Here is a 23,125-nt window from a genome sequence, read left to right as displayed (position 1 = left end):
CCTGTAACTGACTGGTAGTCAAACGCGTTGATACCTTTTAGTGTCAAAATACCATGTGAAAGAGTATAAACATTGTCTTCTGGGATGATCTCAGTTTCACCATCAAATATTGCAATTGATAGGTTATCACCATCAGCATCTGAGGCTTGAATTGGACCTGAAGTTGTTTGCCAATGCTTAACATTCTCTAATTGAGTAACGCCGGCTTGAGGGGCTTGATCTACTTCTTGAGCTGAGCTGTTCTTATTGTTATCACTACCACCACAAGCAGATAGTGCTAATACTATCGCCGCAGATAAAGCAGTATATTTGAATTTATTGTTATTCATGTTATTTACCTTCGTGATCTTTACGGCAACAAATGTACTCAAGTAAATTTATGTTAGCAATTTTATAATTTATTTCATTGTAACTATTTTGTAAGCAAAAAATATTTTTTATTTATATTTTCATATGGTTAGGATGTTTGAAAACGAATGTAAACAGGGGTGGTGGCTGTTGAAAAAACAAACAGCCTAGGGGGTATTTAACCTGTTTGTAATCATTGGCAGGTAGCTACTATAAATTGTTAATATCCTTTGTAACTTGATAACCTTCGTCAGTAACAATCTGCTCAAGAATGGCAACTCTTGATTTCAAAGCATTAAGCTCTTCGTGCAATTGGTCTCGTTCTTTTTGGCTTTGCGAGTCTAATTTCTTGTATTCTAAACGGCGTTTATACATTTCGCTAAGTATGCCTCCACCAACGCTAATAAGCACAATTAAAAAAACCATCGTAGTGCCGGACATAATCAGTTTACTCCTTTTTTGTTGATAATAGATGCTGATATTTAGCTTAGTTGTATTTTATCCATTTATTACCGTATGGATGTAAATAGCCTAAATTTCTAATAATACCTATTTATCATGAACCTTGTGGAAATCACTCCATGGTTACTGCATCTAGCCTTTACTAAATGACAATAGATACTTTTGCGTTAGCAAGGTGGTTAAGTGGTGTTACCGACAAAACTCTATTGCTGTAACAGACAGTAGCTATATAAAGGTTTCGACCATAACGAGCTACCTTATCTATTACTCTGGTCTAAAGTTAAATATTCATGCTTATAAAGAGTAAAATAAAATCAATAAGTTAATCAGTATACACCATAAAAAATGGCATCATAATTTACCATCATGATGCCATTAGATCATCAATAAAGTGAACTGACAATTGTCAGTTAACACTCAATAATATTTACTGCCAATCCACCGCGCGCGGTTTCTTTATACTTGGTTTTCATGTCGTTACCAGTATCAAGCATCGTTTTAATCACTTTATCTAGTGATACTTTTTGATCGCCCGTACCGCGCAAAGCAAGACGAGAAGCATTAATGGCTTTAATAGAACCCATTGCATTACGCTCAATACACGGAACTTGCACAAGCCCACCGACAGGGTCGCAGGTTAGACCCAGATTATGCTCCATACCAATCTCAGCGGCGTTCTCAACGTGTACTACGTTACCACCCATGATTTCGGTAAGAGCGCCTGCAGCCATTGAGCACGCAACACCTACTTCACCTTGACATCCTACTTCAGCGCCAGATATAGAGGCATTCTTCTTATATAAGATCCCAATTGCCGCTGCGGTAAGTAGATAACGTGTGGCAATCTCTATATCCACTTCTTTGATAAAAGTGTGATAGTACATTAACACCGCTGGAAGAATACCAGCTGCACCATTGGTTGGTGCCGTCACTACGCGGCCGCCCGCTGCATTTTCTTCGTTGACTGCCAGTGCAAACAAATCCACCCAATCCATTGCGCGCAGTGGATCTTGGTGCGTTTCTACACTGAGTTTTAAATACAGGCTAGGTGCGCGACGACGAACCTTTAAACCGCCTGGTAAAATACCTTCGGTTTTCATACCACGTTCAATACAAGCTTTCATTACTTGCCAGATGTGGAATAGCGTTTCTTTGATTTCAGATTCTTTACGTAGCGTTTTCTCGTTGGCCATCATTAACGAAGACACACTAAGCCCAGACTCTTTACACATTTCCAGTAACTCAGCGGCTGAGTTGAATGGGTAAGGTGCTGGGTTTTCTGTTCTGATATCTAGCGCGGCTTGCTTTTCAACTTCAAAATTCTGATCGGTAACGATAAAGCCACCACCAATCGAATAGTAAATTTGGCTATGAGCAAGCTCTTCGCCTTTATACGCTTTGATTTCCATTGCATTAGAGTGTTTAGGCAGCGTTTTGCGACGGTGAAAAACAATCGCGCCTTGCTTAGGAAATTTTACTTTATGTTGCTTGTCGAGATAGATAACCTGTTCATTTTCTATGGTTTCTAAGATCTCTGGTACTAGATCTGCATCTATGGTCTCAGGATCGTAACCCGCAAGTCCCAAAATAACAGCTTTGCCAGAGCCGTGGCCAATACCTGTTTGGCCTAAAGAACCGAACAGTTCCACTTTCACCGAAGTGATATCATCAACGATGCCTTGTGCCTGAAGGTCTTGTACGAATAACCTAGAAGCACGCATTGGTCCCACCGTATGAGAGGAAGAAGGGCCAATACCGATACTAAACATATCGAATGCACTGATCATAAATTTTACTCACATTGCCTTTAAAACGGACGCCATCATAACGTGTCTACTTAGGGAAGTAACCCATAATCGGCAAAAGTATATGCTAGTTTTGCAGTAAGCATGATAGAAAGGTCTCTAATCTGCAAGGTGGAGGTGGATTTTAAAAAAGGTCTTACCAGTTAAGGGCTAAAATAGGGCGGTGAATTGTTTGACGATTTTTGCTGTTGCACCCCACAGTAAACCGTGCGGTGTCATAAACCCGTCGAGTGAAACGGGTTTGCCTTTATTGGTAAAATGGAAGGTTCGCCAATTCTTGGCCGTGCTTAATTGGTTTAATGGCACTGTAAAGGTTTGTTGCACTTCGTCGCTTTGATTTACCCAAGTCGCATCTTGTTGTACAGAAGCAACAACGGGGGTGATTTGGTAACCGGTGAGCGTTTGCATAAACGGCAATATGCCCAGTACTTGAGACTCAGAGATTGTCAGACCTATCTCTTCTTCGGTTTCGCGCAGTGCTGTGTTGATGATATTGCTATCTTGTTGTTCGACTTTGCCGCCAGGAAAGCAAATTTGACTCGGGTGGCTCGGCAATTCGCTGCTGCGTTTGCAAAACAACAGGTGGGCTCGAGCGTTTACATCAACAATAGGAATAAGCACCGCACTTTGCTTGAGAGTATGCAGTGTGGTTGGTGTTTGCGCCATGATGGGCGCCAACATAAATTGCGATATAACCTGATCAATCTTCATTTAATACCGGGAGGATTTTATTTACTTTGTGGTAAGTCTCTTCAAATTCCAACTGTACTTGTGAGTCTTTGACTATACCACCACCTGCCCAGCAATGTATCTTATTTTGATGACAAACCAGGGTTCTGATAGTGATAGAGGTATCCATGTTGCCACAGGCGCTGAGGTAACCGATTGAGCCGCAATAAACGCTGCGTCTGTGAGGCTCGAGCTCTTCGATGATCTCCATGGCGCGGATCTTAGGTGCACCTGTTATGGAGCCACCGGGGAAAGCGGCTTCGAGTTGATCAACAGCACATTTACCCTCTGCCAGTTTAGACGTTACCGTGCTGACTAGATGGTGAACCGCAGGAAAGCTCTCGATTGCAAAGAGTGATGGAACCGCAACGGAACCTGGTTCTGCCACCTTACCTAAGTCGTTACGTAGTAGGTCAACTATCATGACATTCTCGGCTCGATCTTTGCTGCTGTTCCTCAGTTTTTCAGCTTGCGCTTTATCGGCGTCAGTATTTGGTAACCTTGGCAAGGTGCCTTTAATCGGCTTAGTTTCTACAATATTGTTTTTAACTTGAATAAAGCGCTCTGGTGACACAGAAACAATAGCACTATTGCCTAAGTTAAAAAATGCTGAGAAAGGCGCTTGGTTGTGGTTTCGAAGTTTTTTATACGCGAGCCACGGAGTTCCTTCGAAGTTAGCAGTGAATCGCTGTGCTAGGTTTATTTGATAGCAGTCGCCACTTAACAAATAAGATTGAATGCGCTCAAAATTTTGCTCGTATTGTGCTCTAGTCATGTTTGACTGCCATTGTGACGTCAGTCTAAATGGTTCGAACGCTGAGGCGTCTTTGAGCCGCTGCAAATACATCTCTAGCCTTTGTGTATTAGGTTGCGACACATAAAACCAAGCTTTGTGTACTTTGTCATAAATTAACGCGTCTGGATACAAGCCAACACAGGCATCGGGGAGCTTAATATCATGTTCTGCACAATGTGGAATGTGTTCAATATAACGGCCGAGATCATAGCCAAAATAACCAAGCCAACCGCCATTAAAAGGTAAATCATGGGGAGCACTGCAATTACTATACTGGGCAAGCTTATCTTTCATCACAGTGAAAATAGATTCACTTTGCAGTTCGCCGTCTAAAAATACATTTCCGTCTTTAGCTTCAAGTAAATTAATTGGTTCAATCGCAATGATATCGTAGCGACTATTGATGTGATCGGAATCGCTTGAATCTAACAGGATAGCCTGAGATTCGTTTGCAAAGTGTTCAAATAATTCTAGTGCATTATGCCTAATGTCTAATTTCGTACAGTTTATTCGCTCGTTTATCATTTACTTGACCTGCAAAGCTAGCCCCAAACGGGCGGGGAGGTTATCATAGTTACCTGCTATTCCATAGTTTAAGGTATTGAAATTGACTTTCTGACGCTGAATAACAACAATTGCCAGCGAAAGTTTCAATACCAAAAAATACCGTCGAAAATTGAGGAACCGTCATGAGTACAATCCGTCAGCAAGACTTTATTGATAGCATTGAAGATGCGCTTCAATATATCTCATTTTACCACCCACTTGATTTTGTCCAAGCATTAGAAAAAGCCTACGAAAAAGAAGAAAGTAAGGCCGCGAAAGATGCAATTGCACAGATCTTAATTAACTCACGCATGTCAGCAGAAGGTAAGCGTCCGCTGTGTCAAGACACTGGGATAGTAACCTGCTTTGTTAAAGTCGGTATGGACGTTAAGTGGGATAAAACTGACTTGACGGTGCAACAAATGGTAGATGAGGGAACTCGTCGTGCCTATATGAACCCAGATAACCCGTTACGTGCATCAATTGTTGCCGATCCAGCAGGTAGCCGTAAAAACACCAAAGACAATACGCCTTCGGTAGTACACATTGACTTAGTTCCTGGTGCTGAAGTTGAAGTGATGATTGCTGCGAAGGGGGGCGGCTCTGAAAATAAAACTAAAATGGTGATGCTAAATCCATCAGATGATGTTGCAGAGTGGGTAGAAAAAACATTACCTGCAATGGGTGCTGGTTGGTGTCCTCCGGGTATGCTAGGGATAGGTATCGGTGGTACAGCAGAAAAAGCGGCTGTATTGGCAAAAGAGTCTTTAATGGATCCGGTTGATATCCATGAGCTGATGGAACGCGGTGCCGAAACTGCAGAAGAAAAATTGCGTCTAGAAATTTTTGAACGTGCAAATAAGCTAGGCATTGGCGCACAAGGCCTTGGTGGTCTAACAACCGTTGTTGACGTTAAAATCAAAACAGCACCAACACACGCAGCGTCTAAGCCAGTGGTAATGATCCCTAACTGTGCCGCTACACGCCATGTACATTTCACACTAGATGGTTCAGGTCCTGCAGATCTAAAAGCACCAAAGCTCGAAGATTGGCCAGAAGTGACTTGGGAAGTAGGTGAAGATACGCGTCGTGTCAATTTAGATACTTTGACCAAAGCAGATATTCAGGAATGGAAAATGGGTGAAACAGTCCTGCTTTCTGGCAAGATCTTAACTGGTCGAGATGCAGCGCATAAACGTCTGCAAGAAATGATGAATTCTGGTCAAGGCTTGCCAGAAGGTGTCGATTTCACTAATAAGTTCATCTATTACGTGGGTCCTGTGGATGCTGTTGGCGATGAAGTCGTGGGACCTGCAGGTCCTACCACATCTACACGTATGGATAAGTTTACTGATCTAATGTTAGAGAAAACTGGCCTTATCGGCATGATCGGTAAAGCCGAGCGCGGTCCAGCAACTGTCGAGTCAATCAAACAGAATAAAGCCGTATACCTTATGGCTGTAGGTGGCGCAGCGTACTTAGTGGCTAAGGCAATTAAGAAATCACGTGTTGTGGCGTTTGAAGACTTAGGTATGGAAGCTATTTATGAATTTGAAGTAGAAGACATGCCGGTGACGGTTGCCGTTGATAGCAATGGTGAGAATGCGCATACCCAAGGCCCTGCAATTTGGAAAGCACGAATTGAAGAGTTAGATAGCAAACTTAGTTGATCAGTTTTGCGTGAGTGGAGAGCATATAGGTACTTTCCACTTAAATATTTGTCTTCGGTGTTAAAGTGACGATCCGAAGCATTATTGAGGAGGCTAGCAGCCTCCTTTTTTGTACTGATATGTTTACAATGATTATTAGCCTTCCGTTTACGTAAACAGTAACTTCAGAAAAGTTCAATAACTTAAATTAAAATTCCTAATTTTATTGTGTTTTTGGTTTGATTTTGTTTTTTACATTTAATTTTTAAATTAAATATTTGTATTTGCTTTGAATTGGGTTTATATCATCTCAATTTGTGGAATGGTGCTAGAGTTAGTGATAGAGTCTTGCCAATTTCAGCGCTATTTGCCCTTAGTGTGGTATTGAACGCAAAGTCACACCTAAGAGCTTACCCGTATGGGATAGATAATTTTTGGAGAAGAAGAAAGTGGCTGTATTTAACCAAGTTGAATTTGATAACCATGAGCAAGTCGTATTCTGTTCAGACGAAGCATCAGGCCTTAAAGCGATTATCGCGGTACATAACACTAAGCTAGGTCCAGCTGTAGGTGGCTGTCGTTTATGGAATTATGCCTCTGATGAAGACGCAGTATATGATGTACTGCGTCTGTCTAAAGGGATGACATATAAGAATGCGGTTGCACGTTTACCATTTGGTGGTGGCAAATCTGTCATTATTGGCGATGCTAAGACTATCAAGTCAGAAGCGCTTTTCAGAGCATTCGGTAAACACCTAGACCGCCTAGGTGGCAGTTACTACTCAGCTGAAGATGTAAACATCACAACCGGTGATGTAATGGTAATGCATAAAGAAACTAACTACGTAATGGGCCTCGAAGGTAAAAGCGGTAACCCTTCTCCATTTACTGCGTTAGGCACATTCCTTGGAATTAAAGCAGCTTACCAACACAAGTATGGTCACCAAGATTTGGCTGGTATCAAAGTTGCTGTACAGGGCTTGGGTGCAGTTGCTTACACTTTATGTAAGCACCTACATGAAGCGGGGGCAGAGCTATTTGTCACTGATATCAACGAAGAGTCAGTACAAAGAGTGGTCAATGATTTTAATGCTACAGCTGTTGGTATTGACGAAATCTATGATTTAGATGTTGATGTGTATGCGCCATGTGCACTAGGTGCTACAGTAAACGACGACACCATTCCACGTATTAAAGCCACCATTATTGCAGGGTGTGCAAACAACCAACTTGCAGAGTCTCGTCATGGTGAGATCATTCGTGAAAAAGGCATTTTGTATGCACCAGACTATGTGATTAATGCTGGTGGAATCATCAATGTTTACTATGAAACAAAACCTGAAGGTTATGATGAGGTTGCAGCGACTAAACACGTTGAAGGCATCTATGATACGCTAACCGAAATCTTTAAGCGTTCTGAAGATGAGAAGATTTCAACACATATAATTGCTGATAAATTAGCGCAAGAGATTATTGAAAACGGTCTATAATAACAGCGCCGTTTAATGACCAGAGAGGGGTACGCGCCCCTTTTTTTTGTATGAAAAAGAAAATATCTCTTGATACTTGGCCTCGCCAAGAACACTTTTCGTTCTTCAATGATTTTACCCAACCTTACTTCACCGTTACCGTCAATTTACAAATGGAAAGAGTTTACGAAATGAGTAAACGTAATGCCGTTCCGTTTTCTCTTAGTTGTCTATACGCACTACAACTGGCATTACAAAGCTATGCGCCCATCCGTTACCGAATCGAAGAGGGGACAGTAGTCGAATATGATGTGGTAGAAATTAGCAGTGTTTTTCTGCGGGAGGATGAAACCTTCAGATTTGTAAGGCTTGCACCTGAAAATGATTTCAACTGTTTTATTAGCGCTAATATTCATAGCAAAACTGAGCAACTAAATCGACCGCTTGTCAGTGAGCAATTTTTAATGGAAAGTCAGGTGCCAAATTGTGTTCATGTATCTATACTTCCATGGTTATCTTTTTCCAGTTTTGGTCATGCGAGACACAGTAGAGATGACTTTGGCATCCCAAAATTTGTGTTCGGAAAATATAATAAAGCAGATGGTACGATGCCATTTTGTATTGAAGTCCACCACGGCTTAATGGATGGCCTACACGTCGCTGAATTCGTTCAAATTCTGCAGGAAAAAATAGATCAAGCGATTTGGGACAGATAAACAAATTTTGCGTTAGTTCGCAGAAGATGAAATAATTTGCGTTCTGTGCAATGAGAAATCTAGCTTATGCTGCTGTTTTTATAGGTTATTCATAATTTCTATTTGGAATATCTATTCAATTTATTGGAATAAATCTGATGTAAAACATTGTAAATGGCGTATGCAAAAGGTTGGTTTTACAAAGGATGTGTATCTTTTGCTGTGTTTTTGATGTTAATTTTTTGTTTTGTATATAATTATTACTTATTTATTGACAAAAAATGTTTTCACAGCGAAGTTGACACATCGTGTTGCATTTAGCATTATTGGACAGTTGATATCTGTCAAATGATATCAGGGTTGCTCTCACGTCGGTGAGAGCGCGAAAATTATAAAAGTAACATTACTTAATTGGTTGGGAACTATGTCTGTTAAAATCAGAAAGAGCCTTGTAGCTACGGCGCTTTTAGGCGCGACAGCTTTTGCAAGCAGCAATGTGATTGCAGATCCTTTGAATGACATACAAAAAGTAGGTCAACAAACTCAAACGGCTGCTAAAAAGTCTCAAGAAAAGATTGATAACCTTTACGGTCAGTCTCAAGAAATGATTGCGGAATACCGTGGTCTGGTTGAAGAAGCAGAACTGCTTAAAGTGTATAACGATCACGTTGCACGTCTTGTAGCAGATCAAAATGCAGGTATTGAGTCTCTTGAGCGTCAAATTGGTACTATTGACAAGACAAAACAGGACGTTGTGCCTTTGATGTATCGCATGATCGATACGCTTGAGCAATTCATCAAAGCGGACGTTCCGTTTAATCAAGAAACACGTCTAGAGCGCGTTGAGAAGCTTCGCAGCATTATGACTAACTCGTCTGTAACGACTTCTGAAAAGTTCCGTCAAGTTCTTGAAGCTTACACTATTGAAACTGACTACAGCACAACAATGGTTGCAAGCCAAGGTTCTCTTGAACAAAATGGCAAGAACATCAATGTTGACTTCGCTCGTCTTGGCCGTATCGCATACGTAGCCCAGTCGTTCGACCAAAAACACGCTTGGGTTTGGAACAATGACGCTAAGCAGTGGGATCAACTTGGCGAAGAATATCTTAAGCCAGTTAAGAGCATGATCCGTATAGCACGTAAGCAAGCGGCTCCTGAACTTGTAAACCTACCTATCTTTGGCGCGGAGTAATTAATGATGAAGAAACTATTTAAAGGTTTTGCAGTTGCTGCAGCGTTAACAGTTTCTGCTGGTGCCGCGCTAAATGCACATGCAAACACTGAAGCCTTAGACAAAATCCTAGAGCAGGTTAAACAAAACCGTATCTCTGAAGGCAAAATCAACAAGCAGCGTGAGCAAGAGTTTTTAAGCGACCGTGCTGACAAACAAGCATTGTTGAACAAAGCGAAGCGTGAACTTGCTGCAGAGAAAGCTCGTGGTGAGCGTTTAAATGAACAATTCAAACAGAACGAAGTGACGCTTGCTGAGAAAGAAGTTGAGCTAGAAAATGCCAAAGGTACACTTGGTGAAATGTTCGGTGTTGTACGTCGTTCAGCTGCTGATGCTATCGGTTCTATCGAAGCCTCTCTAGTAAGTGCTGAAAAACCAGGACGTGCTGAAGTGCTTCGTTCACTAGCTGAAGCAAAAGAGCTTCCAACTACTCGTGAGTTAGAAGATCTTTGGATTGCATTCCAAACTGAAATGACTGAATCAGCTAAAGTAACTAAGTTCGAAGCTGAAGTTGCTGAGCTAAATGGTGATGTAAACGTCAAAGAAGTAACGCGTGTTGGTAACTTCAACCTAGTTACTAAAGACGGCTACGTTATTTACGACGCTGAGAACAAGCAAATTGTTCCTCTTGGTAAGCAACCAAGTGGTGAACTAGGTGGGGTTGAGCGTCTAATCGGTGCACCTGCTAATCAGTTCGTTATGTTTGCAGTTGACCCAACTCGTGGTTCACTGTTACAGCTTAATACTCAACGTGCAACGATGGAAGAGCGCTGGCACCAAGGTGACACGGTTGGTTACATCATTACAGCCCTACTTATTCTAGGTGCATTGATTGCAATCGTTCGTATGCTAGACCTATTCATTGTTAGCGGTAAAATCAAAGCGCAAATCAAAAACGCGAATAACCCTAACACAAACAACCCACTTGGCCGTATCTTGAAAGTTTATCATGACAACAAAGACCAAGACGTTGAAAACCTAGAGCTTAAGCTTGATGAAGCTATCCTACGTGAAACTCCACGTATTGAGATGGGTGTAAACATCATCAAGATCCTAGCGGCTATCGCGCCACTACTAGGTCTACTAGGTACGGTTGTTGGTATGATCATGACATTCGAATCAATCACACTTTACGGTACTGGTGATCCGAAGATCATGGCAGGTAACATCTCTCTAGCGCTAGTAACTACAGCACTAGGTCTTATTGCAGCTCTACCTCTAATTCTACTCCACGCTGTTGTACATGGTCGTAGTAAAGCGGTTCTACACATCCTAGATGAGCAAAGCGCAGGTATTGTTGCTACTCACGCGGAGAAGGAGAAAGCCTAATGTTAGTCCTGATGGAGATATGGGAATCTATCAGGGATTTTGTTGCTACAGGCGGCGATGTATTATACGTGGTCGCAATGGCACTCTTTCTAATGTGGGTTTTAATGATTGAGCGCTATTGGTTCCTACTCGGCGAATTTCCTAGAATGCATAAGGAAATCGTCGCTAAGTGGGACGCCCGCCAAGATACTACGTCTTGGTACGCACACAGAATCCGCGATGCTTGGATTTCTGAAGCGTCTGAAAAATTAGATGAGCGCATGTTGATTATCAAAACATTGGTTGCAATGTGTCCATTAATCGGTCTTTTAGGTACAGTGACAGGTATGATCACCGTATTTGAAACGATGGCTACTCAAGGTACGGGTAACGCACGATTAATGGCTTCAGGCATTTCAATGGCTACGATACCAACAATGGCTGGAATGGTTGCGGCACTATCAGGTGTTTTCTTTAGCACGCGTCTAGAAGCACGTGCAAAAATGGCTAAAGAGAAGCTAGTTGATAGCTTGCCTCATCACTAGAGAGAGATTGAACTATGGCACGTAAACAACGTTTTCGTGAAGAGGAAGATGCAGCAGTAGATATGACGCCGATGCTAGACATCGTATTCATCATGCTTATCTTCTTCATCGTAACCACTTCTTTTGTTAAAGAAGCTGGTATTGAAGTTAACAAGCCAAAAGCGGCACAAGCACAAAAGACTAAGAATGCGAACATCTTTATCGCAATCCGTGAAAACGGTGAGATTTGGATGGACAAGCGTCAAGTTGATGTTGAGCGTGTAAGTGCTAACCTTGAAAGTCTAATGGCAGAACAACCGACTGACGTGATTATTATTCAAGCCGATAAAGGTGCGAAGCACGGCGTAGTTGTTAAAGTTATGGACCAAATTAAAGCGACTGGCGACAATCTGAAGATTTCAATAGCTGGAGATCAGTAATGATTCGACTTCTGTTTTCACTTCTAGCAGGTGGGGCAGTAACTCTCGGCTTGTTCTTTTTCATGTCATATCTTATCTCCGGAGGAGCAGATAGGGCAGATGTACAAAAGGAACAAATCGTAGTCGAGATTATGTCGAATCCGCCTGAATCAAAGGTGCAGCAGCGGAAGCGTGTCCCGCCTCCGCCGCCACCACCACCTAAGCAGCCGCCAAAACCGCAGCCGCCTCAGCCAGACACGGCTGATCCTTCTGCGGGTAACATCGGCTTTAACATGCCTAGCATTGACCTAGGTGGTACTGCAGGTGGTTTGTCTGGACCTGGCGAGTTTGGCCGTGATGGTGATGCGACACCTATCGTTCGAATTGAGCCAAAATATCCACCTCAAGCTGCTCGTGATGGCAAAGAGGGTTGGGTACGTTTATCTTTCACAATCAATGAGCTAGGTGGAGTCGAAGATGTTGAAATTATCGATGCTGAGCCAAAGCGTATCTTTGACCGTGAAGCGAAGCGTGCATTGCGAAAGTGGAAATACCGTCCTAAAGTTGTTGATGGTAAGCCACAGAAGCAACCTGGCATCACAGTCCAGCTTGATTTCACACTAAACCAAGGTAATTAAGGAGGCAGGCATGAAAAGTTTACCCAAATTTACAGCTCTTGCTCTTCTTATTGCATTGACTGGTGGCATTTACTCAGAGTCAGTTTCTGCTGCGCCTAACTATGAAGAAATAGAGAAGCGTAAAGCAGCAAAAACGAAGATCATGGGTGAGCGAGTAGGTAAAAAAGTTGCCAAAGCGTTCGAATTATATAACGAAGAAAAAGTCGATGAAGCGATTGCAATGCTTCGCGAACTTGACCCTTCAGATGATTTCGATAAAGCAACGGTTAACCGTTACCTAGGTCAGCTTTATGCTCAAAAGGAAAACTACGGCGAAGCGATTAAGTATACGCGTTTGGCGATTGCTCCTGATGCGCTTAACTTTAAGGATCAAGGCGATCTAATGAAGTTACTTGGTGACCTTCTACTAGGTACTGAAAAGTATTCAGAAGGTATCAAAGCCTATGAAGCGTGGATGGACTTTACGGGTGAAAATGACCCTAAAGTACACGGTCGTATCGCGCAAGCTTATTATGAGTTAAAGCAATATCCTAATGTTATTGCTCCAGCTGATAAAGCTATCGCAGGTGTAGAAGAGCCAAATAAACAATATTATCTGATGAAAGTTGCAGCTTACTTTGAATTGAAGCAATTCAAAAAGGCTGTAGAGGTTGGTGAAGAGTTAGTACGTGTTTTCCCTGAAGACCCGAAAGCTTGGACACAACTAGGTGGCTTTTATTTGCAAACCGAAGATTACAGTAAAGGTATGACTGTAATGAAGGTGGCGTATAGCAAAGGTTACTTTGAAAAAGAGAATGACTATAAGATTCTTGGAAGCTTATACTCTTTGACAGAAGATCCTTGGCGTGCAGCTCAAACGTTCGAAAAGGCTATGAAAGATGGCAAAATCGAACGTACAAAGCAAAACGTGACAGCGCTTGCAAGTTATTACCACCAAGCTAAACACATCAGTGATGCTGCTAAATACTATGAAGAAGCTGCTAAATTTGACGATGACGCAGAACTTTATGGAAGAGCAGGTGGCCTTTTACTGCAAAATCTGCAGTACAGTGCAGCAGTAGTTAGACTAAATAAAGCGTTAGAGCTTGGTACCAAAAAGAAAGGCAGTACATATGCTGATCTTGCGGAAGCTTACTACTATCAAGATAAGTTCAAACAAGCTTATGCAGCAATTTTGAAGGCGAAGGAAGATCCTAGCACTCGAAGATTTGCGATTAGCTGGTCGAGCTTTATCAAAGAAAAAGCACAACGTAGGGGTGTTAGCCTCTAATTAAAAAGCCCCGAAAGGGGCTTTTTTGATTTCAAGTTTTAATGTGAAATTATGAAAAAGCATTTATTGTTCAGCCTTACTTTGATCGCGTTTATATTCCTGTCCGCTTGTAGTGAGCACAAACCAGCCGTAAGTTATCAGGAACTCAGAACTTCTTTAATCTCTCTTAACAGTAGTTTAAGTCATTCATCTACAGATGATATTACTGTTTTACCGTTCACAGAGGGCTACTTACAGTTACGGCACGCTTTATTATCAAGCAGTTTGAATGAACCAGATGTTATGGCGCATAAGGAGCTTGACTACTTAAGAATTCAAGAGCGCTATCCAGAACGCTACTTACCTTGGCCCAGTTATATCTCTGTACTTAAAAACATAGAAGGTAGAGTGAGTGGTGAGGAACTTGAGCTGTGGCTTAAATTTGTAATAACAAAACTAAAAGAGGCCGATGAAAGTAATATTCGCCTAAATCGGTTTGAGCGGGAAGCCATGATAAAACAGCTTGAAGATTCGAATATTGACGCACCATCACGTTCGGCCTTGTTAGCTTATCTGAGTAATTATAAACCAAGAGCTATGCTTGGACTCCATCAACTACCCAATGGAAAAGAATGGTATCAATCAAAGCTCAATTTTTATGGAGCTATTCAAGATTCACCTAATAAAGTTTTGGCGACGTTATCAAAGTTTGATAACCAAAATAGCAAAGCGAATGTGCTCAAGGTAATGCCTGATACTCAACAACCTTATATTCTGGAATTATTGCCGGCTAACTGCCAAAGAATTGCAGGGCTCAACTGGCGCGATGGGTTTATTAATGTGCCTTCGACAGTAGCAAAGTGTACTAAGGCAATAGAGCAGTATAAAGCACTAATCGTGACTTTAATGGCGGTGGATGTAGGAATTCACTATCAAGGGTGGTCACAAAAACAAGCATTTGTTGCGCTCAACTCAAAACTAGCGCTGAATGAACAACAAGCACAACAATTGATTGCTAATATAGTCTATTTTCCGGCGACTATTTTTGCTGCATATCCCCATTTTTTAAAGCCTTAGTCTTACAACTGCGACAGCGTTGGGTTGCTGGATCGTGTTCTAGCAACTCAAGTTCTATTGTCTGCTCGCAATCACAGCAATACCCGAACTGACCGATTTCCATTTGGCATAATGCCGCTTCGACTTTCATCAATCTATCATAGAGTGGAAATTGCTCAGGATTTATCTTCTCCATCACAATATCAAGCCACTTATTAGGTGGGTTGAGCTCTAAGGTATTGGCAAGATTATGAGTAAACCCATTGGGTGAAGCTTTTAGCTCTCCCAAGAAGTCGCTTCTAAGTGTGGCAAGTTCTGCTTGTAGGCTTTGTTCGTAGTGTTGTGTGTTTTCATTCATGGGCGCTCTCCTATCCGACACCCCATTATCATTTCAGTCAAACTTCACTGTTATGATTTGAATCAATGTCTGGAGACATTGCGTATTTCTGCAACACCTTCATGACGTCATCTTTGCTTTTAAGCGTTTTGATTTCATCAAAAAGAACATGTGCGCCGTCATACTGACGTTTCAGATAACTGAGCCATTGTTTTGTTCTAGCCGAAAAGTACTTTTCACTCATATTCTCATCTTGATGCATGGAAGAGTGGAGGATATGGTAGACCACGTTTTCCCATGTAAGCGGAGTATAATGAGTTCCGCTAACATGCGCTTTGATTTTTGCTGCCAAATCGGGGGTGGCTAGCGCACCGCGACCAAGCATCAAATCTTGGCATTGGCTACGTGTTTGGCAGAGTAGTGCATCTTCAACTTGCCAAATTTCACCGTTAGCAACGACAGGAATGGTTAACCTTGATAATAAAGGGGGGATCTTTTCCCAGTACGCTGGCGGTTTGTAACCATCTCGTTTGGTACGCGCATGTATCGCCAAACTCGACGCACCACCTTGCTGGACCGCATCGACAATTTCAGTGCTATTGGCATCATCGTCAAAGCCAAGGCGTATTTTGGCGCTTACTTGATGTTCTTCTGGTACTGCCTCTCTAACCGCTTTAATGATTTGATAGATTTGTTCTGGCTCTTTCAGTAAAACCGCGCCGCCACGGCTTTTATTCACGGTTTTTGCAGGACAACCAAAGTTCAAATCAACACCATGAGAGCCAAGCTTTACGGCCTTTCGTGCATTTGCAGCAAGCGCATGGGGAACCTGACCTAGAAGCTGTACTCTAACCGGTGTTCCGGCTCTGGTATAACCGCCATTTAATAGTTCAGGACAGTATCTAGTAAATACCCTACGTGGAAAGGTGAGATCAACGACGCGAATAAATTCAGTGACACAAAGATCAAAGCCGCCGAGATCTGTGAGTAATTCGCGCATTTTAAAATCAACTACACCTTCCATCGGCGCCAGAACAAGCTTCATGTGTTAACCTTCAGATACAACAAAAATAAAATGAGTCACTGATGACTCATCGAAAAGCGCGACATTTTAGCTAATTGTTTGCTGCAAGTCATCAGCAGCCCCTAGTTATCCGCAAATAGCAAAAAGACAACAGATGGACTATAACTGGATGTAAACCACAACTTAGTGATTATACCAATTAGTCTTAATACTTGTTCAATTTGAAGGAGCAAACCTGACGTTAACTGCGTTAAAAATTTCTCATTTAGTACAACTAAATAGTAAAATTTTCGCCTTGGCTACAGGATGTAGGTACCTTGGTGATAGCAGGATGCGGTAGCGGTGTTATCGACAAGATTTTCTCGCCTTAAAATAGATCACTTAATTAAGCGAATTGGTATTACAGCTAAAATTTTTAGACGTTTAGCGAAATAAATATTTAGACGTTTGGGTCTACTAATTGAATCTACTATTTCTGAGAGAGCAAACATTATGAATACCGTTAAAAAGAACTCTATTGCCTTTACTTTAAGCGCTGTTGTTGCGGGTACCGCGGGGTTAACCGCGACAGACGCAAATGCGAATCCATTTAGTTTTGAAACAATGACTGCCGGTTATCAACTAGACGCTGGTGAAGGCAAATGTGGCGAAGGAAAATGTGGTGGCGACGCTAAAGGTAAGAAAGAAGGTAAGTGCGGCGAAGGCAAATGCGGTGGTGACGCTAAAGTTAAGAAAGAAGGTAAGTGCGGCGAAGGCAAATGCGGTGGCGACGCTAAAGGTAAGAAAGAAGGTAAGAAAGAAGGCAAATGTGGTGGCGACGCTAAAGGTAAAAAAGAAGGTAAGTGCGGCGAAGGCAAATGCGGTGGCGACGCCAAAGGCAAAAAAGAAGGTAAGTGCGGCGAAGGTAAATGTGGTGGCGATGCTAAAGGCAAAAAAGAAGGTAAGTGCGGCGAAGGTAAATGCGGTGGTAACCACTAATTAACCTGAGCTGCGGATAATTAATGCCTTTCTAGCAGCAAGTTTTAGCGCTAACTGCGTTGAATTCACTTCCAATAGTCAGCTATTGGTGCGTAAATTCGCCTTGCCTACAGGATGTAGGTACCTTAGCGAGAGCAGGACGCGGAAGCGGTGTTTTCCCTAAAACTTGCTGGCTAGACAAGGAAAAAACTAAGTTGTGCTTTAGCAACAATGAGTTGGAACATTCCTTATCCAAACCTCAGGTTACTTAAGAACACTATTATGTTCGACCCAATAGCGCAGCTAGTTATGTTAAGCTGCGTTATTGGGTAATTCCAAAGTGAAGTCGTGCATACAGCAAAGCCTTTGTGATGCGAGCTTCTGATTATTTCAAAATAATGTCTAAAGTGAGAGAAGTATGACAGTGCAGTTAGGCAACTTAGGACTCGGTTTACGCCGTGAAATGGTCGATGATGTGCTTAATACACCACCAAAGCAAGTAGACTTTTATGAGGTTGCACCAGAAAACTGGCTAAAATTTGGCGGTAAGCTTGCAAAGCAATTTCAAGCATTGACGCAACAACATACCTTTATCTGTCATGGCTTATCGTTATCGCTAGGTTCACCTGCACCGCTTGATCGTGAATTTCTATCACAGCTCAAAACATTTTTTAAACAGCATAATATCGCAACGTATAGTGAGCATCTGAGTTATTGTTCGGGAGAGGGCCATATGTACGATCTGATGCCAATCCCTTTTACGGAAGAAGCAATCCATCATACCGCTAAGCGGATCCGAGCAGTCCAAGAACATCTAGAACGTCGAATTGCTGTAGAAAATGTGTCTTACTATGCCGCTCCTGGACAACGAATGTCGGAGTTAGAATTTACCCTTGGGGTATTAGCCGAAGCCGATTGCGATTTGCTACTCGATGTCAACAACATCTATGTCAACGCTATTAACCATGGCTACGATGCTGAACAATTCTTAGCGGCTATGCCAAGCGAGCGTATTGCATATGGCCATATCGCAGGCCATTATGTGGAAGCCGAAGATTTACTCGTTGATACACACGGCGCTGAGGTATCTTCGCCAGTATGGGACTTGTTAAAGAAAGCCTATGAGCTGCATGGGGTATTCCCGACGTTACTAGAGCGAGATTTTAATATTCCTCCTATGGCAGAATTACTGGCAGAAGCGGGGCAAATTTCTGCAATACAGGCCAAATACGCCAAGCGCTTGGAGCAGGTATAGTTATGTCTTTTGTAGAAACTCAGCGGCAGTTTATGGCGCATATTAGAGATCCAGACAACCAACCCGCGCCTGACGGCATAGAAGCTCGGCGATTAAAAATCTATCAAGAGCTGTTTTTTAATAATGTTGAAGGCTTCGTGAGCAGTGCGTTTCCTGTACTTAAAAGCTTGTATACCAATGAAGATTGGTTGACGTTAATTAGGCTATTTTTTGTTAAGCACGATTGTCATTCGCCATACTTTTTAGAGATTAGCAAAGAGTTCTTGCAGTTTTTACAAACAGAATACGAGCCCTCTGAAGCTGATCCTGAGTTCTTGTTAGAGCTTGCTCACTATGAGTGGCTAGAGCTAGATGTGGCAACGACCGTTGAGGCAGAGCATGAGCTTTCGATTGAAGTACAAGCGCTTGCAGATGTTGAAATTAGCTTGGCAAGTACAGCCAGAGTTGCACATTATCAATATCCGGTTCATCAGATCAGTGAAACCTTTAGGCCAATTAAAACAGCAGGGCAAACGTTTAGCTTCGCACTGTATAGAGACGAAGAAGACGATGTTCAGTTTGTCGCACTAAATCCGATGACGGCCTTAATGTTGTCGGTGATTGAAGCCAATGATGGAATGCAACTCACTGACATTATAGATATTATCGCGCAGCAAGTGCCCCAGTTTACTAAAGAGCAGCTACAGCAAGGGGCACAGCATACACTAGCTGAATTCGCGGATCTTGGCATTATCAAAACAAAAAACCTTTAAGCTATTGGCAACATCGACTATTATACGGCCTGATTTTGTCGTGCTTAAACTCGGACTAGGGCGCTAGTCAATGCTTTCTGCTGCTATGCAGTTGGTGCGAGTTGTAAAATTAAAGGTAGTATCTATGTCTAAAGGTGACTTTAAAGATCCGTTCAATGCAAAGTATTTCCTTGCATTTGTTGCTGTATTCGCTGGAATTGGCTGTTTAAACGCGATTCTAGGCTGGGTAACAGCGCTTGCATAAGTCAAGCTGAACGTATTTACCTAGAGGCTGCTTTTTGCAGCCTTTTTCGATTGTGTACAGATATATACCAATTAGTCTTAATACTTGCTCAATTTGAAGGAGCAAATCTGACGCTAACTGCGTTAAAAATTTCTCATTTAGAACAACTAAATCGCAAAACTTTCGCCTTGTTATCGACAAGATTTTCTCGCCTCAAAATAGATCACTTAATTAAGCTAATTGGTATAAAATACTCGCTAAATCGTTCGCTTTTCCTCCATCCTGACACACAAAGTCACTCAGTCGGTTTCAACCGGATAGAAAATTGTTATAATCTCACTCTTTTGTAATAAACTTAAAGCAAAGCAATTATGACGACAGAGAATATGTCATTGATCAAAAATAGTATCGCGACGGTTCCTAATTACCCAAAACCTGGGATTATGTTCCGTGACGTGACTTCACTTCTAGCAAATCCAGCCGCGTTTAAGGCAACAATTGATGCGTTCGTTGCGGCTTATAAAGATGGCGGCTTTACTAAAATCATCGGTACTGAATCGCGTGGTTTTATCTTTGGTGCGCCATTGGCATATGAGTTAGGTATTCCTTTTATCCCAGTAAGAAAGCCGGGTAAATTACCGCGTGAGGTAATTAGCCAGTCTTACCAGCTTGAATATGGTGAAGATACGCTTGAGTTACACTCAGATGCGATTGAAGCAGGCGATAAAGTGCTACTTGTTGATGATTTACTTGCAACAGGTGGTACTATTGAAGCAACAGCAAAACTGGTTAAACGCTTAGGCGGCGAAGCCAGTGATGCGGCGTTTGTTATTTCATTGCCTGAACTTGGTGGTGAAAAGAAAATCAACGATCTTGGGATCAAAATCCTTTCACTTGTAGAGTTCGAAGGCGAATAAGCATGAGCTATCAGGTTCTGGCGCGAAAATGGCGTCCGCAAAACTTCCATGAATTAATGGGGCAGGAGCATGTTAAACAAGCTCTGGTCAACGCACTCAATGAAAAGCGTTTACACCATGCCTATTTATTCACAGGAACTCGTGGTGTGGGCAAAACAACCATTGCTAGGATCTTTGCAAAAAGCCTTAACTGCGAACAAGGCGTTACTTCAACGCCTTGTGGTCAGTGTAGTGCCTGTACTGAGATTGAAACTGGTAAGTTTATCGATTTAATCGAAATTGATGCGGCTTCTCGCACAAAAGTTGAAGACACGCGAGAAATCTTAGACAACGTACAATATGCACCAACCCGTGGTCGTTACAAGGTTTATCTCATTGACGAAGTGCACATGCTGTCGAAGCACAGTTTTAATGCGCTCCTGAAAACTTTAGAAGAGCCGCCAGAGCATGTAAAATTTTTGCTCGCCACAACCGATCCACAAAAGTTGCCAGTGACTATTTTGTCTCGTTGTTTGCAGTTCAATCTGAACGCAATGACACAAGGGCAAATAGTTGAACAGCTAGAAAAAATTCTGCCGCTAGAGCAAGTTGCCTTTGATCCGGTAGCGCTACAAACGTTAGCTAAAGCCGCAGATGGCAGTATGCGTGACGCACTAAGTTTGACCGATCAGGCTATTGCACAAACAAATGGCAATTTAACGATGCTTGCAGTGCAATCTATGCTGGGACTGATGGATAATGCTCATGCGGTCATTTTGCTGTCTGCAATTTTATGCCACGACGGTGAAGCCTTACTCAACGCGATTGAAAAAATAGCACTACAAAACGGTAATTTTGTCAGTGTGCTGGACGATTTAATTGCGTTATTGCATGTTATTCAGCTCACTCAACTCGTGCCTAGTGCTGCGCGACTATCAAATTTTGATAACAGCGATATTAAGCTATTTGCCGAGCAATTAGCACCGCAACAGGGCCAGTTGTTGTATCAACTGCTGTTAAATGGCAAAAAAGACCTAAAGTGGGCACCCGAGCCTAAACTTGGGTTTGAGATGGTCATGCTGCGCTTAATGGCGTTCGAAAAAGAAAGTCATAGTGTAGTGCCTGCCGCACCTTTGAGCCAAGAGACTTCTGAAAAGCAAAGCAAAGTAGGAGATTTACGAGCGCTGTTAAAAAAGCCAACGGAAGATAACGTTACGGTAGCGCCACCACCACAGGCGCAGCCGACAGCAACACCTACATATGCAGCAGAAGCAACGACACCAGCCGCGCAACAAACATCACATTATAAGCCTGTGTTGCCAACGCCTGCTGCGCAAAGCCAAGCTCCAGTCGCCTCTGAGCCATCTGAGGCGGAGATGGTCAACCAATACGACAGCATCATGTCACAGGCGGTAGAGCAGGGGTTCCAAGAACAAGTTCCTGCACATCATCATGAAAGTGCGCCAGTCGATGATGCTGCATACGCGCAAATGGCGTCGCAAAATCAAGAGGATTGGCCTCAACCTGAGGTGCAAAACCAAAGCGCTTCAGAACCTGCTGCAACAGCAAGTGTTACCGAGCAGCAAAACCAAGCCCAGTCAGCAATAGCACGAATTTTAAAAAATCGTAATATCTCTGGGGCGGGTCGATTGGTGGGAACCAATGGTGAGGTAAAAAAGTCTGAGGCGCCTAGTGCGCCAATGCCAGTAGAGCAAGCGCCAGCCACAACGGTAAGCACACCTGAGTATCAGCCTGAGCCGCAACGTGCACAGCCGGCAGCACCTCGCTTAGCACCAAAAAAGCAAAAGAAAGAAGCGTTTCAGGAGCGCCATAAACCCATTACGGAAAATTTAGCGCCAGAATTGCTAGAGCAGTTATCACCGGTAAAACAAGATGATAACGAACAAAGTATTCAAGTGGAGATCCCTGCACCGGAAAACTTTGTTAGTCCAATCAGTGACATTAAGTTTGCCCACCAAAGCGACGATTGGGCAAACATGATTGAAAAGATGCAATTAGGTGGTCGAATTCGCCAGTATGCATTACACAGCGTGATAACGCAGCAAGGCGCGCAGGTACAATTGCAAGTAGACGCGAGTCAACAGCACTTAGACTCCGCAGTGTTGAGAGAGAAACTAACAGAAAGCCTAAGCGCATTATTCGAGCAGCCAATAACGCTTGAGATTAACTATATCGACACGGTAAACAACACGCCGTTTTTGGTACAGCAACAATTAGATGAGCATAGGCTTGTCCAAGCTAAAGCGGCGATGCGAGACGATCCACTCGTCAGCGCATTTGTCCAAGAATTTGACGCAATGCTTGACGAAAATAGCGTTCAGGCATTGTAATTAAGGGCGTTAGCCCTTATCTTTTATCACAGTAAACCAAATTGAAGTATAAGAGAGCAGAATATGTTTAAAGGCGGAATGGGCAACATCATGAAGCAGGCGCAGCAAATGCAAGAGCGCATGGAAAAAGCCCAAGAAGAGATCAAGAGCCTAGAAGTAACAGGTGAAGCAGGCGCAGGTTTAGTTAAAGTAACTATGCTTGGTAGCCACAACGTACGTCGCGTAGAAATCGACGAAAGCCTAATGGAAGATGACAAAGACATGATCGAAGACCTACTAGCCGCTGCGGTAAACGATGCAGTTCGTCGCGTAGGTGAAGAAACGCAAAAGCGCATGTCAGAAGTCACCGGCGGCATGCAAATGCCCCCAGGCTTTAAAATGCCGTTTTAATTTAAAATCCTAT

General features: G+C 42.6%; 22 protein-coding genes. 16 read left to right on the top strand and 6 right to left on the bottom strand.

Translation table 11 applies throughout. The features are described 5' to 3' along the window. Positions 1 to 558: 558 nt before the first annotated feature. The 4 genes from CKO50_RS04225 to pabB all read right to left on the bottom strand — a co-directional run bounded on the left by CKO50_RS04225 (position 559) and on the right by pabB (position 4,665). A complete protein-coding gene (locus CKO50_RS04225) occupies positions 559 to 789 on the bottom strand; it encodes a hypothetical protein (protein ID WP_095727141.1) in 231 nt (76 codons plus the stop codon). Positions 790 to 1,220: 431 nt separating this feature from the next. After that, positions 1,221 to 2,597 (bottom strand): L-serine ammonia-lyase, encoded by a 1,377-nt coding sequence (locus tag CKO50_RS04220; RefSeq protein WP_095727140.1) that lies wholly within the window; start codon positions 2,595 to 2,597, stop codon positions 1,221 to 1,223. Positions 2,598 to 2,765: 168 nt separating this feature from the next. Further along, positions 2,766 to 3,326, bottom strand: a complete 561-nt coding sequence (locus CKO50_RS04215) for a CoA pyrophosphatase (RefSeq protein WP_095727139.1) — start codon at positions 3,324 to 3,326, stop codon at positions 2,766 to 2,768. Further along, positions 3,316 to 4,665: an aminodeoxychorismate synthase component I gene (gene pabB, locus CKO50_RS04210; protein WP_095727138.1), complete on the bottom strand. Its 1,350-nt coding sequence runs from the start codon at positions 4,663 to 4,665 to the stop codon at positions 3,316 to 3,318. Before pabB ends, CKO50_RS04215 begins: the two co-directional genes overlap by 11 nt. A 164-nt stretch (positions 4,666 to 4,829) precedes the next feature. Here pabB and CKO50_RS04205 point away from each other — a divergent pair, with 164 nt between their 5' ends. From CKO50_RS04205 to CKO50_RS04160, 10 genes are all read left to right on the top strand, one after another. Then, positions 4,830 to 6,356: a fumarate hydratase gene (locus CKO50_RS04205; RefSeq protein WP_095727137.1), complete on the top strand. Its 1,527-nt coding sequence runs from the start codon at positions 4,830 to 4,832 to the stop codon at positions 6,354 to 6,356. Between the two features lie 428 nt (positions 6,357 to 6,784). Then, on the top strand, positions 6,785 to 7,825 hold the full coding sequence (locus CKO50_RS04200; RefSeq protein WP_095727136.1) for a Glu/Leu/Phe/Val dehydrogenase: 1,041 nt from the start codon (positions 6,785 to 6,787) through the stop codon (positions 7,823 to 7,825). A gap of 50 nt (positions 7,826 to 7,875) precedes the next feature. After that, entirely contained in the window at positions 7,876 to 8,520 is a 645-nt protein-coding gene (locus tag CKO50_RS04195; protein ID WP_095727135.1) for a CatA-like O-acetyltransferase, read from the top strand. Between the two features lie 403 nt (positions 8,521 to 8,923). Then, positions 8,924 to 9,694 carry a DUF3450 domain-containing protein gene (locus CKO50_RS04190; protein WP_095727134.1) on the top strand — a complete coding sequence of 257 codons (771 nt, stop codon included), beginning with the start codon at positions 8,924 to 8,926 and terminating at the stop codon, positions 9,692 to 9,694. A gap of 6 nt (positions 9,695 to 9,700) precedes the next feature. Next, positions 9,701 to 11,062, top strand: a complete 1,362-nt coding sequence (locus CKO50_RS04185) for a MotA/TolQ/ExbB proton channel family protein (RefSeq protein WP_095727146.1) — start codon at positions 9,701 to 9,703, stop codon at positions 11,060 to 11,062. After that, positions 11,062 to 11,586, top strand: coding sequence for a MotA/TolQ/ExbB proton channel family protein (locus CKO50_RS04180; protein ID WP_095727133.1), 525 nt, complete (start codon positions 11,062 to 11,064; stop codon positions 11,584 to 11,586). Before CKO50_RS04185 ends, CKO50_RS04180 begins: the two co-directional genes overlap by 1 nt. A 14-nt stretch (positions 11,587 to 11,600) precedes the next feature. Further along, a complete protein-coding gene (locus CKO50_RS04175; protein WP_010606404.1) occupies positions 11,601 to 12,005 on the top strand; it encodes a biopolymer transporter ExbD in 405 nt (134 codons plus the stop codon). Next, entirely contained in the window at positions 12,005 to 12,622 is a 618-nt protein-coding gene (locus CKO50_RS04170) for an energy transducer TonB (protein ID WP_010369012.1), read from the top strand. Before CKO50_RS04175 ends, CKO50_RS04170 begins: the two co-directional genes overlap by 1 nt. Positions 12,623 to 12,632: 10 nt before the next feature. Continuing rightward, positions 12,633 to 13,892, top strand: coding sequence for a hypothetical protein (locus CKO50_RS04165; RefSeq protein WP_095727132.1), 1,260 nt, complete (start codon positions 12,633 to 12,635; stop codon positions 13,890 to 13,892). A gap of 51 nt (positions 13,893 to 13,943) precedes the next feature. Continuing rightward, positions 13,944 to 14,948, top strand: coding sequence for a hypothetical protein (locus CKO50_RS04160; protein WP_255229426.1), 1,005 nt, complete (start codon positions 13,944 to 13,946; stop codon positions 14,946 to 14,948). Here the strand turns inward: CKO50_RS04160 and CKO50_RS04155 are convergent. Further along, a complete protein-coding gene (locus CKO50_RS04155; RefSeq protein WP_095727131.1) occupies positions 14,911 to 15,285 on the bottom strand; it encodes a TraR/DksA C4-type zinc finger protein in 375 nt (124 codons plus the stop codon). The two genes, CKO50_RS04160 and CKO50_RS04155, sit on opposite strands and share 38 nt — an antisense overlap. Positions 15,286 to 15,322: 37 nt before the next feature. Continuing rightward, positions 15,323 to 16,309 (bottom strand): tRNA-dihydrouridine synthase, encoded by a 987-nt coding sequence (locus tag CKO50_RS04150; RefSeq protein ID WP_095727130.1) that lies wholly within the window; start codon positions 16,307 to 16,309, stop codon positions 15,323 to 15,325. Positions 16,310 to 16,780: 471 nt separating this feature from the next. Between CKO50_RS04150 and CKO50_RS04145 the strand changes: the two genes are divergently transcribed. The 6 genes from CKO50_RS04145 to CKO50_RS04115 all read left to right on the top strand — a co-directional run bounded on the left by CKO50_RS04145 (position 16,781) and on the right by CKO50_RS04115 (position 23,112). Beyond that, a complete protein-coding gene (locus CKO50_RS04145; protein WP_095727129.1) occupies positions 16,781 to 17,266 on the top strand; it encodes a hypothetical protein in 486 nt (161 codons plus the stop codon). A gap of 397 nt (positions 17,267 to 17,663) precedes the next feature. Then, positions 17,664 to 18,500 carry a DUF692 domain-containing protein gene (locus tag CKO50_RS04140; protein ID WP_095727128.1) on the top strand — a complete coding sequence of 279 codons (837 nt, stop codon included), beginning with the start codon at positions 17,664 to 17,666 and terminating at the stop codon, positions 18,498 to 18,500. Between the two features lie 2 nt (positions 18,501 to 18,502). Continuing rightward, a complete protein-coding gene (locus CKO50_RS04135) occupies positions 18,503 to 19,252 on the top strand; it encodes a DUF2063 domain-containing protein (RefSeq protein ID WP_095727127.1) in 750 nt (249 codons plus the stop codon). A gap of 594 nt (positions 19,253 to 19,846) precedes the next feature. Further along, on the top strand, positions 19,847 to 20,392 hold the full coding sequence (apt, locus tag CKO50_RS04125) for an adenine phosphoribosyltransferase (protein WP_095727125.1): 546 nt from the start codon (positions 19,847 to 19,849) through the stop codon (positions 20,390 to 20,392). Positions 20,393 to 20,394: 2 nt separating this feature from the next. Continuing rightward, positions 20,395 to 22,722, top strand: a complete 2,328-nt coding sequence (gene dnaX, locus CKO50_RS04120; RefSeq protein WP_095727124.1) for a DNA polymerase III subunit gamma/tau — start codon at positions 20,395 to 20,397, stop codon at positions 22,720 to 22,722. 63 nt (positions 22,723 to 22,785) lie between these two features. Next, positions 22,786 to 23,112, top strand: coding sequence for a YbaB/EbfC family nucleoid-associated protein (locus CKO50_RS04115; protein WP_010368987.1), 327 nt, complete (start codon positions 22,786 to 22,788; stop codon positions 23,110 to 23,112). Positions 23,113 to 23,125 lie beyond the last annotated feature (13 nt).

Source organism: Pseudoalteromonas sp. HM-SA03, from assembly GCF_002289345.1.
Taxonomy (GTDB): Bacteria; Pseudomonadota; Gammaproteobacteria; order Enterobacterales; family Alteromonadaceae; genus Pseudoalteromonas.
Note: the sequence above shows the minus strand (reverse complement) of the source record. Positions and strands in the feature narration are given on the sequence as shown.